11 protein-coding genes and 1 riboswitch are annotated in these 15,468 nt (G+C 72.0%); of the genes, 4 read left to right on the top strand and 7 right to left on the bottom strand.

What is annotated here, in order from left to right:
- Nucleotides 1-53 precede the first annotated feature (53 nt).
- The 3 genes from ACFVU7_RS29155 to ACFVU7_RS29145 all read left to right on the top strand — a co-directional run bounded on the left by ACFVU7_RS29155 (nt 54) and on the right by ACFVU7_RS29145 (nt 3,512).
- Nucleotides 54-1,013: a hypothetical protein gene (locus ACFVU7_RS29155; RefSeq protein ID WP_388047978.1), complete on the top strand. Its 960-nt coding sequence runs from the start codon at nt 54-56 to the stop codon at nt 1,011-1,013.
- Nucleotides 1,014-1,463: 450 nt separating this feature from the next.
- Nucleotides 1,464-1,634: riboswitch (cyclic di-AMP (ydaO/yuaA leader) on the top strand.
- Nucleotides 1,621-3,015, top strand: coding sequence for a transglycosylase family protein (locus tag ACFVU7_RS29150; protein ID WP_388047977.1), 1,395 nt, complete (start codon nt 1,621-1,623; stop codon nt 3,013-3,015). (Overlaps the previous riboswitch by 14 nt.)
- A gap of 296 nt (nt 3,016-3,311) precedes the next feature.
- A complete protein-coding gene (locus ACFVU7_RS29145) occupies nt 3,312-3,512 on the top strand; it encodes a hypothetical protein (protein WP_117492512.1) in 201 nt (66 codons plus the stop codon).
- A gap of 139 nt (nt 3,513-3,651) precedes the next feature.
- Here the strand turns inward: ACFVU7_RS29145 and ACFVU7_RS29140 are convergent, their stop codons facing one another.
- From ACFVU7_RS29140 to ACFVU7_RS29120, 5 genes are all read right to left on the bottom strand, one after another.
- On the bottom strand, nt 3,652-4,671 hold the full coding sequence (locus tag ACFVU7_RS29140; protein WP_181970866.1) for a LacI family DNA-binding transcriptional regulator: 1,020 nt from the start codon (nt 4,669-4,671) through the stop codon (nt 3,652-3,654).
- 25 nt (nt 4,672-4,696) lie between these two features.
- Nucleotides 4,697-6,394 (bottom strand): glycoside hydrolase family 13 protein, encoded by a 1,698-nt coding sequence (locus tag ACFVU7_RS29135; protein ID WP_388047975.1) that lies wholly within the window; start codon nt 6,392-6,394, stop codon nt 4,697-4,699.
- Nucleotides 6,395-6,506: 112 nt separating this feature from the next.
- A complete protein-coding gene (locus tag ACFVU7_RS29130; protein ID WP_049650565.1) occupies nt 6,507-7,412 on the bottom strand; it encodes a sugar ABC transporter permease in 906 nt (301 codons plus the stop codon).
- A 40-nt stretch (nt 7,413-7,452) separates the two neighbouring features.
- Nucleotides 7,453-8,454: a carbohydrate ABC transporter permease gene (locus ACFVU7_RS29125; RefSeq protein WP_049650566.1), complete on the bottom strand. Its 1,002-nt coding sequence runs from the start codon at nt 8,452-8,454 to the stop codon at nt 7,453-7,455.
- A 204-nt stretch (nt 8,455-8,658) separates the two neighbouring features.
- Nucleotides 8,659-9,936, bottom strand: a complete 1,278-nt coding sequence (locus tag ACFVU7_RS29120) for an extracellular solute-binding protein (RefSeq protein ID WP_388047973.1) — start codon at nt 9,934-9,936, stop codon at nt 8,659-8,661.
- Between the two features lie 310 nt (nt 9,937-10,246).
- Here ACFVU7_RS29120 and ACFVU7_RS29115 point away from each other — a divergent pair, with 310 nt between their 5' ends.
- Complete coding sequence (locus ACFVU7_RS29115; protein WP_074004380.1) at nt 10,247-10,750, top strand: GNAT family N-acetyltransferase; 504 nt, start codon at nt 10,247-10,249, stop codon at nt 10,748-10,750.
- Between the two features lie 93 nt (nt 10,751-10,843).
- Here ACFVU7_RS29115 and ACFVU7_RS29110 read toward each other — a convergent pair whose 3' ends face one another.
- Together ACFVU7_RS29110 and ACFVU7_RS29105 are read right to left on the bottom strand one after the other, a co-directional pair.
- On the bottom strand, nt 10,844-11,911 hold the full coding sequence (locus tag ACFVU7_RS29110; protein ID WP_388047971.1) for an aldose epimerase family protein: 1,068 nt from the start codon (nt 11,909-11,911) through the stop codon (nt 10,844-10,846).
- Between the two features lie 258 nt (nt 11,912-12,169).
- Complete coding sequence (locus tag ACFVU7_RS29105) at nt 12,170-15,184, bottom strand: AAA family ATPase (protein WP_079272478.1); 3,015 nt, start codon at nt 15,182-15,184, stop codon at nt 12,170-12,172.
- Nucleotides 15,185-15,468: the final 284 nt, after the last annotated feature.

The following is a 15,468-nucleotide window of genomic DNA, read 5'->3' as shown; positions in this document are numbered from 1 at the left end:
CCGTACGGCAGCCGACTGCAAGCCGGACGGGCCGATGTCCTACGATCTCCGGCATGAGCACCGCAGCCATTCCGGGCGCGCCACTGCCCGTCCGTACTCCAGGCTCCCGTGCGCGGGGGCGCCACCGTCGTCCCGAGCGCCCCGAGATCCCGGCCGGCGCCCCGGCCCTGGTGCTCGCCGTGCCCGCGACCGCCGGGCCCGAGTCCCGCTCGGTCGTCGAGGAGCTGCTCTCGATCGTCCGCACCGAGCAGAACGGCGTCCAGACCGCCGTCGGCTACCTCCCCGGTGACGGTGCGGCGGGCGCGAGCGGCGAGGACCGCACCGTGGCCGAGCTGCTGGCCCTGGCCGCCGAGGCCGGGCGGCCGATGCCCGTCCTGGTGCCGCTGGTGCCCGGCCCGCACACCTTCCTGACCGGGCTTCACGCGCTCGCCGCCGAGTACGGCGCGCCCGTCACCGACCCGCTGGGCCCGCACCCGCTGCTGGCCGAGGCCGTGCACGTCCGGCTCTCCGAGGCCGGGCTGGCCCGGGCCGACCGCGCCCGGCTGTTCGCCATCGCGACCGCCGCGGACGGCGTGGTGCTGACCACCGTCGGCGGCGAGGACGCGGCCGCCGCGGCCGGCATCACCGGCGTGCTGCTGGCCGCCCGGCTGGCCGTGCCGGTCGTCGCCGCCGCGCTCGACGTGCCCGGCTCGGTGGCCGCGGCCGTCAACCACCTCAAGGACACCGGCTCGCAGCGCCCGGCGCTGGCCCCGCTGGTGATCGGCCCGGAGGCGGACTCCGAGCTGCTCGCCACCGCCGCCGAGGAGACCGGCTGCCCGTCGGCCGCGCCGCTGGGCGCCTACCCGTCGGTCGGCCAGCTGATCGCCTCCACCTACCTGGCCTCGCTGCCCACGCCGTCCCCGGAGGACCTGGCACGGGCCGAGGCGGAGGCGGCGGCCGCCGCCGAGGCCGAGGGGGTCGTGGAGGGCTCCCGTGGCGCCCACGCGGCCGCCGAGGGGCCTGGCGGACGATAAGGACACCGCGCGCGGGTTCGCGCGCACCGAAGGGCCCGGAACGGATCGCGTTCCGGGCCCTTCCGCGTACTTCCCCCACCCCGTCCGTCCCGTACGGGAGCCACCCGGCAATGAAGGGGAATGTCCGTTCTGGCGCTATTTGAAAGGAAATAGGGAGCGCGGATTCACATGCTCCGATCGCGACCGCTCCCCCACCCGCCGGAGTGCGCCACTCCGCGATTCGACGCACCGTCACGCCACTCCTGAGGCGGAGCCAGTTGTCGGCTTCCACAACAGCATTGCCTGAAAACGATCATTTACGATCATGGTGAGTGGCAATTTTGGCAGTTTCCACTAAACCGTGATGCACATCACAGTGGTTTGCAGTTTGAACTTAAGTCTGATTAACGTGCTCCCCGTTCGTGACCACACGAACCCGGTCATCCGCAACGCCGAGTCCTGCCGTCGGATGTCCTGGAAGCGCGAAAACGCACCACGGCAGGAGCGGGGGACCCACAGGTAAGTCGCCCCGGACCGCTCTCCGGAACGGTCCAGGGCTAGGGGTGAAGCCGTGCTCACCGCACGGCCGGGCAACTCCAGCCCGAATCCGACAGCTCACCTCGCAGGCGTGGGAGAGGACCACGTCTTCATGCTGCCCACCAACGGCACCCGTCTGTCCGGCCGTACCCGTCGCGTGATCGCCGCCCTCGGCGTCGCGGGCGTCGGCCTCACCGTCCCCTGCCTCACCACCGGCACCGCCTCGGCCGCCTCCGTCGCCACCTGGGACAAGGTCGCCCAGTGCGAGAGCGGCGGCAACTGGAGCATCAACACCGGCAACGGCTTCTACGGCGGCCTCCAGTTCACCTCCAGCACCTGGTCCGCCTTCGGCGGCACGGCCTACGCGGCCCGCGCCGACCTGGCCACCAAGGACCAGCAGATCGCCGTCGCCGAGAAGGTCCTCGCCTCGCAGGGCCCCGGCGCCTGGCCGGTCTGCTCGGTCCAGGCCGGGCTCACCAAGGGCGGCGCCGCGGCCGCCGTTGACACCTCGGCGGGTTCGACCGCCGCCAAGCCCGCCGCGCCCGCCCAGAGCGCCAAGCCGGCCGCTCCGGCCGCTCCGGCCGCGAAGCCGAGCGCCAAGCCCGCGCAGCCCCAGACCCCCGCCGCCAAGCCCGCCGCGCCCGCCCAGGGCGACGCGCAGGCCTCCACCGACTCCGCCGCCTCCGGCAACCGGAGCGACTGGGTGCAGAAGCGCCAGCAGCAGGCCCAGGGCGGCGACTACACCGTCGTCGAGGGCGACTGGCTGTCCGCGATCGCCGACCAGCACAAGGTGCAGGGCGGCTGGCAGCGGCTGTATGACCTCAACCGCGGCACCCTGACCGAGGGTCCGGACACCATCTACCCGGGCCAGCAGCTGTCCTTCGGCGGCAACGGCCAGGCCCGGGCCGGCCAGTCCTCCGCCGGCACGTCCGGCTCGGACTTCACCTGGTTCGACCGCTCGCAGAAGTCCGGCCAGTCCGCGAACGGCGGTGCCGTGAACGCCCAGCCGACCGCGCAGCCCGAGGCCCCGGCCGCCAAGCCGTCCACCAAGCCGGCCGCGAAGCCCGCCACCAAGCCCGCTCCGCAGCCCCAGGCCCAGACGCAGACCCAGGCGCCGGCCGCGACCGGCAGCATGGCCGCCGCGGTCTCCTTCGCCCAGTCGAAGGTCGGTCAGGCGTACGTCTACGGCGGCACCGGCAACGGCGGCTGGGACTGCTCCGGCCTGACCCAGGCCGCGCTGCGCGCCGCGGGCGTCTCCGTCCCGCGCGTCGCCGCCGACCAGGCCGCCGCCAGCACCCACGTCTCGCTGGACAGCCTCCAGGCGGGCGACCTGCTGTTCTGGTCCAACAACGGCAAGGACTCCGGCGTCTACCACGTCGCGATCTACGTCGGCAACGGCAAGTACGTCGAGGCCGCCAACCCGAGCTCGGGCGTCCGCGAGCAGAGCATCGCCAACTGGGCCCCGGACTTCGCCGGCCGGGTCTGAGGACGGCGCACGGTCCACGGCGCACGGCCGACGGACGGCCGGTAACAGCTGACGGGTAACAGATAACAGCTGACAGCTTTCAACATCTGTCAGCTGTTATCCGTCAGCTGTCGGCCGTCGTCCGAACGCTGACCGCCCACCACCCCCGGGGAGAGTCTGGTCGCTCCTCCCCGGGGGTTCCGGCGTTCCCGGGGCCACGGCGTGCCCGACCGTTCCCGACCGCGGTTCCGCCCCGTTCCGTGGTGGATCGCCGCCCCAGCGGGCATGCTGCTGCTCTGCACCCGAGGAGGAGTCACATGGCCCAGGTCACCGTCACCCTCGACGCGAACCTCGCGATCGACGCGATGATGCTTTCCGGCACCAAGAGCCCCCAGGACGCCGTCGAGCTGGTCCTGCGCGACTACCTGGCCCGCGGCCGCCGCACCGAGACCCGTACCGGCGAGGCCGCCGACGGGCACCGCCTGACCGCCGACCGCCCGACCGCCCAGGAGGGCTGACCCACCCCACGGCCCGCCACGGTCCGCCACGGTCCGGCACGGCCTGCCACGGCCCGCGACGGCCGACCGCGCGCACGCCGACGGGCCCCGGAGAGCGATCGCCCTCCGGGGCCCGTCCGACGGCCGTGGCGGCCGGGGTTCAGCGCGCGCAGGCCCCGGTGGACCCGCGCATCACCAGCTCCGGCTGGAACATGAACTCGCCGCGCTGGGCGGCGTTCCCGCCGACCTCCTCCAGCAGCGCGTCCACCGCCGCCGTGGCCATCGCCTCGACCGGCTGGCGGATCGTGGTCAACGGCGGCTCGGTGAAGGCGATCAGCGGCGAGTCGTCGAAGCCGACCACCGACACGTCCTGCGGCACCGACAGCCCGCGCTGCCGCACCGCCCGGATCGCCCCGAGCGCCATCATGTCGCTCCCGCAGACGATCGCCGTGCAGCCCTTGTCGAGCAGCGCGCCGGCCGCCGCGTGCCCGCCCTCCACGCTGAACAGCGTGTGGTGGACGAGGTTCTCGGCCTCCTCCCGGCCGAGCCCGAGCACCTCGCGCATCGCCGCCGTGAAGCCCTCGATCTTGCGAAGCACCGGTACGTACCGGCGCTGACCGACGGCCAGCCCGATCCGCTCGTGCCCGAGTTCGGCCAGGTGCTGGACGGCCATCCACATCGCGGCGCGGTCGTCCGGCGAGATGAACGGCGCGTCGATCTTCTCGCTGTAGCCGTTGATCAGCACGAACGGCACCCCGCGCCCGGCCAGCCGGGCGTAGCGGTCGTGGTCGGCGGTGGTGTCGGCGTGCAGGCCGGAGACGAAGACGATGCCCGCCACGCCCCGGTCCACCAGCATGTCCACCAGTTCGTCCTCGGTGGACCCGCCCGGTGTCTGGGTGCACAGCACCGGGGTGTAGCCGTGCCGGCTGAGCACCTGCTCGATCACCTGGGCCAGCGCCGGGAAGATCGGGTTGCTGAGCTCCGGCGTGATCAGGCCGATCAGCCCGGCGCTGCGCTGGCGAAGGCGGGTCGGCCGCTCGTACCCGAGCACGTCGAGTGCCGCCAGCACGGTCTGCCGGGTGGCGGCGGAAACGTTCGCCTTGCCGTTGAGCACGCGGGAGACGGTGGCTTCGCTGACCCCCGCCTGCGCCGCGATGTCTGAGAGTCGCGCCGTAGTCACGGTCCCAGAGCCTATTCCAACCACGTCAGACCGCCCACCAGCCGGTGCTGTCCGGAGCGAGCACCGTCTCGCCACCGTCCACCACGAGGTCGGTCGAGGCGAGCAGCAGCGTGCCCGGGGCCGCGATCCGCACCGGCTCGCCGGTGGTGTTCACGGTGCAGACGAAGGCGCCGCGGCGGAACGCCAGGGTGCCCTCGGGGCTCTCCAGCCACTCGACCCCGGTGCCGGCGCCGAGGTCGGGCTGGGCCCGGCGGACGGCCAGCGCGCTGCGGTAGAGCTCCAGGGTGGAGTTCGGGTCGCCGGTCTGCGCCTCGACGCTCAGCTCGGCCCACTCGGCCGGCTGCGGCAGCCAGGACGGCCCGCCGGCCACCGGGCCGAAGCCGTACGGGGCCTCGGTGCCGGACCACGGGATCGGGACGCGGCAGCCGTCGCGGTAGCCGTCCTGGCCGGCCTGGCGGAAGAAGGACGGGTCCTGGCGGACCTCGTCGGGCAGGTCGGTGACGTCCGGCAGGCCGAGCTCCTCGCCCTGGTAGACGTACGCCGAGCCGGGCAGCGCGAGCATCAGCAGGGTGGCGGCGCGGGCGCGGCGCAGGCCGAGCGCCCGGTCGCCGGGGGTGCGGATCTGGGTGCCGAGGCCGGGCTCGTTGGCGAACCGGGTGGCGTGCCGGGTGACGTCGTGGTTGGACAGCACCCAGGTGGTGGGGGCGTCGACCGGACGCATCGAGTCGAGCGAGAGGTCGATCACCTCGCGCAGCGCGGCGGCCTCCCAACCGGTGCCCAGGTACTGGAAGTTGAAAGCCTGGTGCAGCTCGTCGGGGCGGACGTAGTTGGCGGTGCGCTGGACGGTCGGGGTCCAGGCCTCGGCGACGCCGATCCGCTGCCCCGGGTACTCGTCGAGGATCGTGCGCCAACTGCGGTAGATCTCGTGCACGCCGTCCTGGTCGAAGAACGGCATGACGTCGTTGCCGAGCAGCTTCAGCTGGTCGGCGCCGCCGAGGTCGGGCAGGCCGGGGGCCTTGACCAGGCCGTGGGCGACGTCGATGCGGAAGCCGTCCACGCCCATGTCGAGCCAGAACCGCAGGATCGAGCGGAACTCGTCGGCGACGGCCTGGTTCTCCCAGTTGAAGTCGGGCTGCTCCGGGGCGAACAGGTGCAGGTACCAGTCGCCGGGGGTGCCGTCCGGGTTCTCGCTGCGGGTCCAGGCCGGGCCGCCGAAGATGGACTCCCAGTCGTTGGGCGGGAGTTCGCCCTGCTCGCCCTTGCCGGGGCGGAAGTGGTAGCGGTCGCGCAGCGGGGAGCCGGGGCCCTCCCGCAGGGCGCGCTGGAACCACTCGTGGTGGTCCGAGGAGTGGTTGGGGACGAGGTCGACGATGATCCGCAGGCCCAGGTCGTGGGCGTCCCGGATGAGGGCGTCGGCGTCCAGCAGGGTGCCGAACATCGGGTCCACGGCGCGGTAGTCGGCGACGTCGTAGCCGGCGTCCGCCTGCGGCGAGGCGTAGAACGGCGACAGCCAGACCGCGTCCACCCCGAGGTCGCGCAGGTAGGGCAGGCGGCTGCGGACGCCGGGCAGGTCGCCCATGCCGTCGCCGTTGGAGTCGGCGAAGCTGCGCGGGTACACCTGGTAGATGACCGCGTCCCGCCACCAGCCTCTGGACGCGCTGACGTTCGCCTCGTGAGCGGTGTCGGCGGCAGGCCGGGAGGTGTCGGCCAGGTTCTGGGTCATGGACGGTATCCCTTGGGGACTAGAGGAGCGGAAGGCGCCGGGACGTGGAGGCGCGTGACGACGTGGTCGGGAACGGCGGCGTGCGGGTGGTGCGTGACGACGCGGTGGCGCGCTACGACTTGGAGGCGCCGGCGGTCAGACCGGTGACCAGGTGGCGCTGCACCAGGTAGAAGAAGGCCGCGGACGGGATCGCGATCAGCACGGCGGTCGCGGCCATCAGGTTCCACTGGGCGTCGTGCTCGCTGACGAAGGTCTGCAGGCCCACGGCCAGCGTGTACTTGTCGGAGCTGAGCATGAACGTGGAGGCGAACGGCACCTCGGCCCAGTAGGTGAGGAACGAGTAGAAGGCCGCCACCGCCAGGCCCGGGCGGGCGAGCGGCAGCACCAGCCGCCAGAAGGTGCCGAACGGGCTGAGCCCGTCGACCCGGCCGGCCTCGTCGATCTCCACCGGGATGGTGTCGAAGTAGCCCTTCAGCAGCCAGGCGCAGTACGGCACGGTGGTGGTCGAGTAGACCAGGATCAGGCCGGTGTAGCTGTCCAGCAGGCCGAGTTCGGAGAGCATCGTGTACATCGGCACGATCAGCACCGCGATCGGGAACATCTGGGTGACCAGCAGCGACCACATCAGCGGCTTGTGCCCGGGGAACTTCATCCGGGAGACGGCGTAGCCGGTGGTGGCGGCGAGCATCACGCCGAACACGGTGGTGACCCCGGAGACCAGCAGGGCGTTGCCGAACCAGGTGAAGAAGTCGGTGTCGGACAGCACGTGCTGGTAGTTCGACAGCGTCAGCTTGTCGAGGATCTGGCCGGGGTGGAGGTAGTCGGTCTTGTCCGGGCCGAGCGAGACGAACAGGATCCACGCGACCGGGAACAGCGCGATCAGGCCGGCCAGGATCAGGGTGCCGTGGGACAGCGCCCGGGCCAGCGGGCTGCGCTCGCCGCGACGGCGGACCTTGGCGGGCCGGGCCGCCGGGGCCGGGGCCGCCGCACGGGCCGGGAGTTCGGTGGTGGTGCTCATCGGGGGTACCTGCCTTCGTGGGTCAACTGGGTCCGGGGCCTCAGCCGTTGGCCTGCTCGTTGCGGGCGAGCCAGCGCCGGTAGAAGGCGGTGAAGACGATCAGGATGGACAGCAGGATCACGCCGTAGGCGGCGGACTGCGCGTAGTCCCGCGGGATCTGGCCGAAGCCGAGGCGGTACGCCCAGGTGACCAGCAGCTGGGCGTCGGGGGCGCCGGTGCCGAACAGCAGGAAGATCACGTTGAACTGGTTGAACGTCCAGATCACGCCGAGCAGCACGACCGTGGAGGAGACGGAGCGCAGGCCGGGCAGGGTGACGTACCGGAAGCGCTGCCAGGCGGTGGCGCCGTCCATCTCGGCGGCCTCGTACAACTCGGCCGGGATCGACTGGAGGCCGCCGAGGAGCGAGATCATCATGAACGGCACGCCGGCCCAGGTGTTCACCATGATCGCGGCCGCCTTCTGCGCCCACGGCTCGGTGAGCCAGCCCGGCTCGGGCAGGTGCAGGAAGGAGAGGATGCTGTTGACGACGCCGCCGTCGGCGAGCATCAGCCGCCAGGAGAAGACGGTGACGAAGGTCGGTACGGCCCACGGCAGGATGAGCAGCATCCGGTAGGCGGCGCGGCCGCGCAGCTTCTGGTTGAGCAGCAGCGCGAGGCCGAGCCCGAGGGTGTAGTGCAGGAAGACGCAGACGGCCGTCCAGGCGATGGTCCAGACGAAGTGCGACCAGAAGCGGTCGTACGAGCCCGGGCCCCACAGGATGTCGGCGTAGTTGTGGAAGCCGACGAACTGGTAGGTCGCCGGGATCTCGTTGACGCCGATCTTGCGCGCCATGTTGAGGCTGTTGGCGTCGGTGAGGGTGAGCCAGATGCCCTCGGCGAGCGGGTAGAGCACCAGCACGCCGAGCACCAGCACGACCGGGGCGATCATCGCGTAGGCGTACCAGTGCTTGGCGTAGGAGCGCTTGACGCGTTCCAGTAGGCCCGGACGCTGCTCGCGCTCCCGGCTGCCCTTGCCGGTGGCGCCCTGCACGGCGACTGACATCGTTTGCACCTTCTCGGGGGGATTCTCGGGGGGAGCCGACGGCCCGGCCCTCCGGGGGGGGCGACAGGTGAGGGGCGGCGCCGAACGGCGGACGGCGAACAACTGACAGATGATGAAATCTGTTCTCTGTTATTCGTTCGCCGTCACGCGTTCGGCCGCTCCTCGTCCGCTGTCACCCGTCGACCGGCGGGCCGGGCACAGGGACTACTTGGCGAAGCCCGGCAGGAGCTTGGCGTAGTCGGTGGAGACGGTGTTCAGCGCGTCCTGGGTGCTCGTACCCTGGACGGCCTTGCCCAGGTTGGTGCTCAGCGAGGCGAACAGCGAGCTGTACTCGGGCAGTTCGGGGCGCGGCCTGGCGCTGCTCAGCACGGCCTGGAAGCCGGCGATGCCCGGGTCGGCCTTGACGTCGGCGGTGAAGGCGTCGGAGCGGGTCGGCAGGGTGGAGTTCTTCTGCGCGATGAACGCCTGGCTCTCGGCCGAGGTCATGAAGGCGGCGAACTTCTCCGCGGCGGCCTTGTGGGCCTTGTCGGCACCCGCGTACACAGCGATGTTGTGACCACCGGTGGGAGCGGCGGCCTTGCCGCTGGAGCCGGCCGGGACGGCGGCGATGCCGAGGTTGTTCTTGTCGGCGAAGGCCGAGCCCTTGTAGATGTTGGTGATCTCCCAGGGGCCCTGGACGATCGCCGCGACCTTGCCGCTGTTGAAGGCGTCCATCATGTGGGCGTAGGCGTCGGTGGTGACGTCGGCCTTGACGGTGCCGGGCGAGGTGAACATCGTCTTGTAGGTCTCGACGGCCTTGACGGCCTCCGGCGAGGCGACGCTGATCTTCTTGCCGGCGGCGTCGACGGTGTCGGTGCCCTCGCCGTACAGGAACGGCATCGCGTAGTAGCCGTCCGCGGCCTTCAGCCAGAAGCCGTCCACGCCGGCCTTCTCCTTGACGGCGGCGGCGTCGGTCTTCAGCTCGTCCCAGGTCTTCGGCGCCTCGGTGATGCCGGCCTTGGTGAACAGCTCCTTGTTGTAGAGCAGGCCGAGCGTGTCGGTCACCAGCGGAACGCCGTACAGCTTGCCCTCGTACTTGGCCTGCTGGATCAGGCTCGGCTGGAAGGCGGAGGTGTCAGCGGCGGCCGGGGTGCCGTCCAGCGGCTCCAGGAAGCCGGCCTTGGCGAAGGCGGCGGTCCAGCCGACCTCGGAGCGGAACACGTCCGGAGCACCCTTGGCCCCCATGGCGGTCTGCAGCTTGTTCTGCGCCTGGTCGAACGGCACGTTGACGAAGTCGACCTTGACGGTCGGGTTCGCAGCCTCGAACTTCTTGACGAGCTCCTGGTAGTTCGGCGCCTCGTTGGTGGCGTTCGACGTGTCCCAGTACGTGAGGGTGACCGGCCCGTCGGCCTTGCCGTCGGAGCTGGAGCCGCTGCTGCCACAGGCAGCCATCGAGACCGCGAGGGCCACAACGAGGGCAGAGGCCGCGATGCCACGCCGCATGAGAACTCCTAGGGAGGGTGGGGGTGCCCGAGATGTTCCGAGACAGGCGCATAATGGCTGCCTCGTGCCGACCGCACCGTTGCTGCCGTCGGGCTCGGGAAGGAAGTTAACAGCGGCGCAAGAGGGACGGAAAGTCCTTGCAGCAAGTTTCTGCAAGAAACCGCGATCGTTACGCCCGCGTGTCCTGGACGTAGCCACTCGGTAGTTGACGGCGGCACCGATTGCCCCGTTTCGCCCGATTCACCCCTCCGTGGGCTGGCCGACGGAACCACCGTGCGTGGCCGGAAACGCTCTGCAGCAGACTGGACGCATGCGAATCAGAGCCGTCACCAGGGACGAACTTCCGCTGCTCGCCGAGCTGGAGCGGGCCGCCGGCGCACCCTTCGCCGCGATCGGCATGCCGGAGATCGCCGAGGACGAACCCCCCGCACCCGAGGAGCTGGCGCACTACCTGGAGCGGGGCGTCGCCCTGCTCGCCGAGGCCCCCGACGGAACCGTCGCCGCCTACCTGCTGGCCGAGCCGGTGGACGGCGCCCTCCACATCGAACAGGTCTCCGTGCACCCCGACCACGCCCGCCGCGGCATCGGCCGGGCGCTGATCGAGCACCTCGCCGAAACCGCCGACGCCCCGGCGCTCACCCTCACGACCTTCGTTGAGGTCCCCTGGAACGCCCCCTACTACGCCCGCTGCGGCTTTCGGCCGCTGGCCGAGGAGGAACTCACGCCGGGCCTGCGGGAGATCCGCCGCAAGGAGGCCGAGCACGGCCTGGACCGCTGGCCCCGGCTCTGCATGCGCCGGGACCTGCGGCCGTAGCGCCGGCCCCGGCCGGCCGGTCCTCCTGATCAGCCCTGCCGGTCGGTCCCAGCCGTCGGTTCGGTCCCACCCGTCGGTTCGGTCCCACCGGTCCTACTGATGGATCCCCAGCCGGAGCACGGTGGTCGAGCGGAACTCCTCCCCCGGCCGCAGCTCCGTGCTGGGGAACGCCGGGTGGTGCGGGGAGTCCGGGAAGTGCTGGGTCTCCAGGGCGATCCCGGCGAACGGCCCGTACGGGACGCCGCTCGCGCCGGTGACCGCGCCCTGGAACTTGTTCGCCGTGTAGACCTGGATGCCCGGCTCGGTGGTCAGCACCTCCAGGGTGCGGCCGCTGACCGGGTCCTCCAGCAGCGCGGCCCGCGCCGGGGCCCCGTCCGCCGGCCGGGCGCGCAGCACCCAGTTGTGGTCGTAGCCGCCGGGCCCGGCCAGCTGGGGGTGCTCGTCGTGCACCGACTTGCCGATCGGCGTGGCCGCCGTGAAGTCGAACGGCGTGCCGGCCACCGGCTCGGTCCGGCCGTACGGGATCTGCCGCTCGTCGGCCGGGGTGAACGCGTCGGCGTCCAGGGTGAGCAGGTGGCCCAGGACGTCGCCGCTGCCTTCACCCGAGAGGTTGAAGTACGCGTGGTTGGTCAGGTTGACGACGGTCGGCTTGCTGGTGACGGCACGGTAGGCGATCACCAGCTCGCCGGAGGCGTCCAGGGTGTACGTGACGGTGACGTCCAACGCGCCGGGGAAGCCCTGGTCCCCGTCCGGGCTGTGCAGCGCCAGCCGCACCCCGCCCTCGACCGGCTCGGCCGCCCACATCCGGTGCGCGAAGCCGTCCGGACCGCCGTGGATGGTCATGCCGCCGCCGGTCGGAGCGAGCTGGTGCTCCTCGCCGTCGATGGTGACCGACGAGCGGTCGATCCGGTTGGCGTACCGGCCCACCACCGTGCCGTAGTGCCGGGCCGGGCCGAGGATCTCGGACAACCGGTCGGTGGCCAGCAGCAGTTGGGCGGAGCGGCCGGAGCGGTCCGGTGCGCTCAGGGTGTGCAGGGTCGCCCCGAGGGTGAGCACGCTCGCCTCGTACGGGCCGGCCGTGAGCGTCCAGCGCTCGATCGCGGCACCCGCGCCCGAAGGGTCCAGGGGTTCCTGCCGCACGCTGGTGGCCTCGCTCGCCATTGGCCTGCTCCTCACTGGCGGCGGGCGTTGCACCGCGGCCGCCCGGTTCCGGGTCCGTCGAGGGGGCGCCGCGGCAGCCCCGTGTCCGTCAGCCTAGCGACGGCGGCGGCAGCGGGGGCGCTTCCACCAGCCCACGCGCCGCCCCGCGCGCCGCCGTCCACCATCCGCACGCCGGGCGCCGGACCCGCACGCCGGGCGCTGACCGCCGCGCCCGGCACCGGCCCGGCACCCGCCCCTCGCCCCTCGCCCCTCGCCCGCCTAGTCGTTCAGGTCCCCCAGCCGCCCCAGGTCCCGCTGCTGCGGCGGCAGCCCGAGCGCCGAGGCCAGGCCGTCCGGCCCGCTGCCCGCCTTGCGGTAGACCGCCGCCAGCCGCCGGTTGACGATTCCGATCGGCACCCCGAGCTCGTCGGCGATCCGCTGCGGCGGCACGCCCTGCACGGCCCGCTTGGCGACCTCCCACTCCGAGCTGCTGAGCGTCTCCAGGGTGTCCCGGAAGTCGCGCAGCCCCACCCGGTTGGGCCGCAGGCCGTAGTTGGCGAGCTCCTGCCGCGCCCGGTCGACCAGCCCCTCCGCCGAGCAGTGCTGGGCCAGCTCGATGCCCTGGTACAGGCACTCCTGGGCGTCGTCCAGCCGACCGACCCGGCGCAGCGCGGCCCCGAGGTCGACCAGCGCGACGGCGTGCTCGTATCCGGCCGGGGACTGCCCGAGGTACGCCACGGCCTCCTCCAGCAGCTCGACCGCCTGTCGGCCGTGCTCGATCCGCGCGTACAGCCGCAGCGCGCTGCCGATCGCCGAGGCGGTGCCGAAGGCCCGCGCGTCATGGACCGCCTTCTGGGCGTACTCCCGGGCACGCTCGGGCTCGTCGCCCGCGATCGCGATGGCGAGGTGGCCGGCCCAGGGCGCCCAGACGGTGTTGCGCCAGCCGCGGATCTCCAGCTGGGAGCCGGCCTCGGTGAGCGCGGCGGCCGCGCCCGCGTTGCGGGTCTTGGCGACCAGCAGCTTGCCGTACAACGAGGCGGCGTCCGGCAGCACCATGGCGGTCGCGTGGTACGGCGGGTGGAAGCCGGAGTCGTTGGCCAGCTGCCAGGCCTCGTCGATCCGGCCGCGGGCGAGCAGGGTGTCGACCAGCACGCCGACCGCGTCCCAGGCCAGCGGCAGCATGTCCCCGATCCGCTCGGAGATGCGGTGCGCCCGGCGCAGGAAGTCCTCGGCCTCGGCGAGCAGGCCGCGGCGGAACCGGGCCAGGCCCATCAGGAAGTAGGCGAAGCCCCGGTGGGCACCGCTCCAACCGGCCACCTCGAACTGGATGATGGCGTCCGCGGCCAGCCGTTCGGCCTGGGCGATGCGGTCGTTGTAGATGTATGTGAGGCAGAGCATCGAGGGTAGTTCGAAGCCCCAGGTGGTGTCGGTCCACCCGAGGCCCTTGGGCAGCCGTCCGCCGTCGAGGACCTCGTCGGCGAGCGCGAGCGCCTCCGCGGACGGGGCGCCGCGCAGGGTGAGGTCCCAGGCGCGCATGGCGAGTACGGCCCGGGCGGAGGCCTCCTTACCGTTCAGGCTCCGGCACATCTCGCCGAGCCGGGCGGAGCGGCCCGGGCCGTCCTCCTCGGACTTGCGGAAGGCGTGCCACATGAACGAGGCGGCCTGGAGCCGCTGACGGCCGGCCGGGTCGACGGTCTGCTCGGCCTCGCGCTGGCAGACCAGGGCGGCCTCGCCCAGCTCACCGGCGTGGGCGAGCACCTCGGAGAGCCGGAAGGTGGCGTCCACGCGCAGTTCGGGCCGCAGCGGCAGCTCGTCGGGGTCGAGGGCCAGCTTGAGCTGGTTGACGGTGGCGACGGGGTCGGTGAGCAGTGCGGAGCAGCCGAGTTCGTACATCACCTCGGCCTTGATCTCGTCGGCGGGCGGCTCGTTGAGCGCGCGGTGCAGACAGCGCTGGGCGGCCTCGGGGGCGCCGATCAGCTGGTGCTCGATGGCGGCGCGGCGCAGCTTCTTGACGATCCGGTCGTCGCCCTCGCCGGAGTGGGTCTCGACCAGGTGGCGGGAGGCGGCGAGCAGGCCGAGTCCGGCGTTCTCGATCTCGGCGGCGGCGATGCCGTGCATGCCGAGGCGGGTGGCGTCCGGCATGGTGTTGTAGATGGAGCTGGCGATCAGCGGGTGGACGAACTCCAGGTTCCCGTTGGGGGTCTGGGTCAGCACGCGCTGCTTGCGCAGCTGCTTGATGGACTCGCGGGCGCCCTCGGTGCTCTGGGTGGAGATCCGGGTGGCGAGGTCCACCCGGATGTCGGTGCCCAGCATCGCGCAGGCCCAGGCGTACCGCAGGGTGCTGGCGCCGAGCCGGTCCAGCCAGCTCTTGAGGGTCATCCCGGTGGCGTCGACGGCGAGTTCGCGCAGCTGCCGGGAGTTCTCCTCGACCGGTTCGAGCTCCTGGTCGCGGACCTGGTCGAGCAGGGCGATGACCTCGAACGGGTTGCCGTTGACGACGTTCCAGAACTCGTAGCAGAAGGCCTCCTCGGCCTTGTCGCCGAGTTCGGCACGGATCATGTCGGTGACCGAGCTGAGGTTGAGGCGGTTGAGCTCGTGCCTGCGCGCCTTGAGTCCGAGGACGGCCCGGCGGAATTCCTGGGTCTCGGTGGGCCAGTCGCTCTCGTCCTCCCGGAAGGCGAAGACGAGCAGGACGGGAAGTTCACTCGATCGGATGGCGAACTTGGTCAGCCAGGAGAGTGACTCCCCGTCCGCCCAGTGCAGGTCGTCGACGATCATCACCATCGGCGCCCGGCGCGGCGCGAGCTGGGTGAGGACGTAGTCGAGGCCGTCGCGCACGCCCTGCGGGTCGAGGCGGCGGGCGCCGGCCTTGGGCTGCTTGAGGCCCATGGCCGGTCCGACGACCTCCTCCCAGGTGCCCATGACCTGGGCGAACACGTCCGGCGGCAGGTCGCTGAGCACGGGCTGGAGCAGCTGCCGCAGCACGTGGTACGGATCCTTGAACTGCCGTTCTCCGCCTCGGGCGAAGAGCACGGTGGCGCCGTCGCGGAGCTTGGCGAGCCGCCGGACCTCGTGCAGCAGACTGGTCTTTCCGATGCCGGGGCGGCCGGAGAAGGTGAGCAGGTCACCGATCTCGGTGCCACCTGCGGCGAAGCCGCGGCAGAGCTGGTCCACGGCGGCCTCCACCGAGCGCAGTTCGGAGTCGCGGTCGTGCAGCCGGACCCGGGGCGCGGTGCCGTCGCCCTCGTGGGCGGAACCAGCACCCGCCCGAATTGCGTTCTCCTGCTCGGTCACCGTCGTGCCTCCGCCTCGCCCGCTCGCGTCACAGCTCCATCACTGCGTGCAGCCGAGGTTAGCGCCGCGCGGCCGTTCCCGTGGGGCATTCGTGCAGGCTGGGGCGGACGGTGAGGGTTCGGGCGGCTTGTCAAGGGCAACTGCCCTATATCCCTAACGTCCGATCATTGCATCAGATACCCTACGGCCTTCGAGGTTCGGATGATCTTGCGGAACCCACCCCCACCGCCCGCGCCTCGCCGCGTCAACTCCCCCCACCATCAGCGCTCGAACAAAAAGCGCCC

Source organism: Kitasatospora sp. NPDC058046, from assembly GCF_042885595.1.
Classification (GTDB): domain Bacteria; phylum Actinomycetota; class Actinomycetes; order Streptomycetales; family Streptomycetaceae; genus Kitasatospora.
The sequence above is the reverse complement of the archived record's forward strand: the minus strand, read 5'-3'. Positions and strand labels throughout refer to the sequence as shown.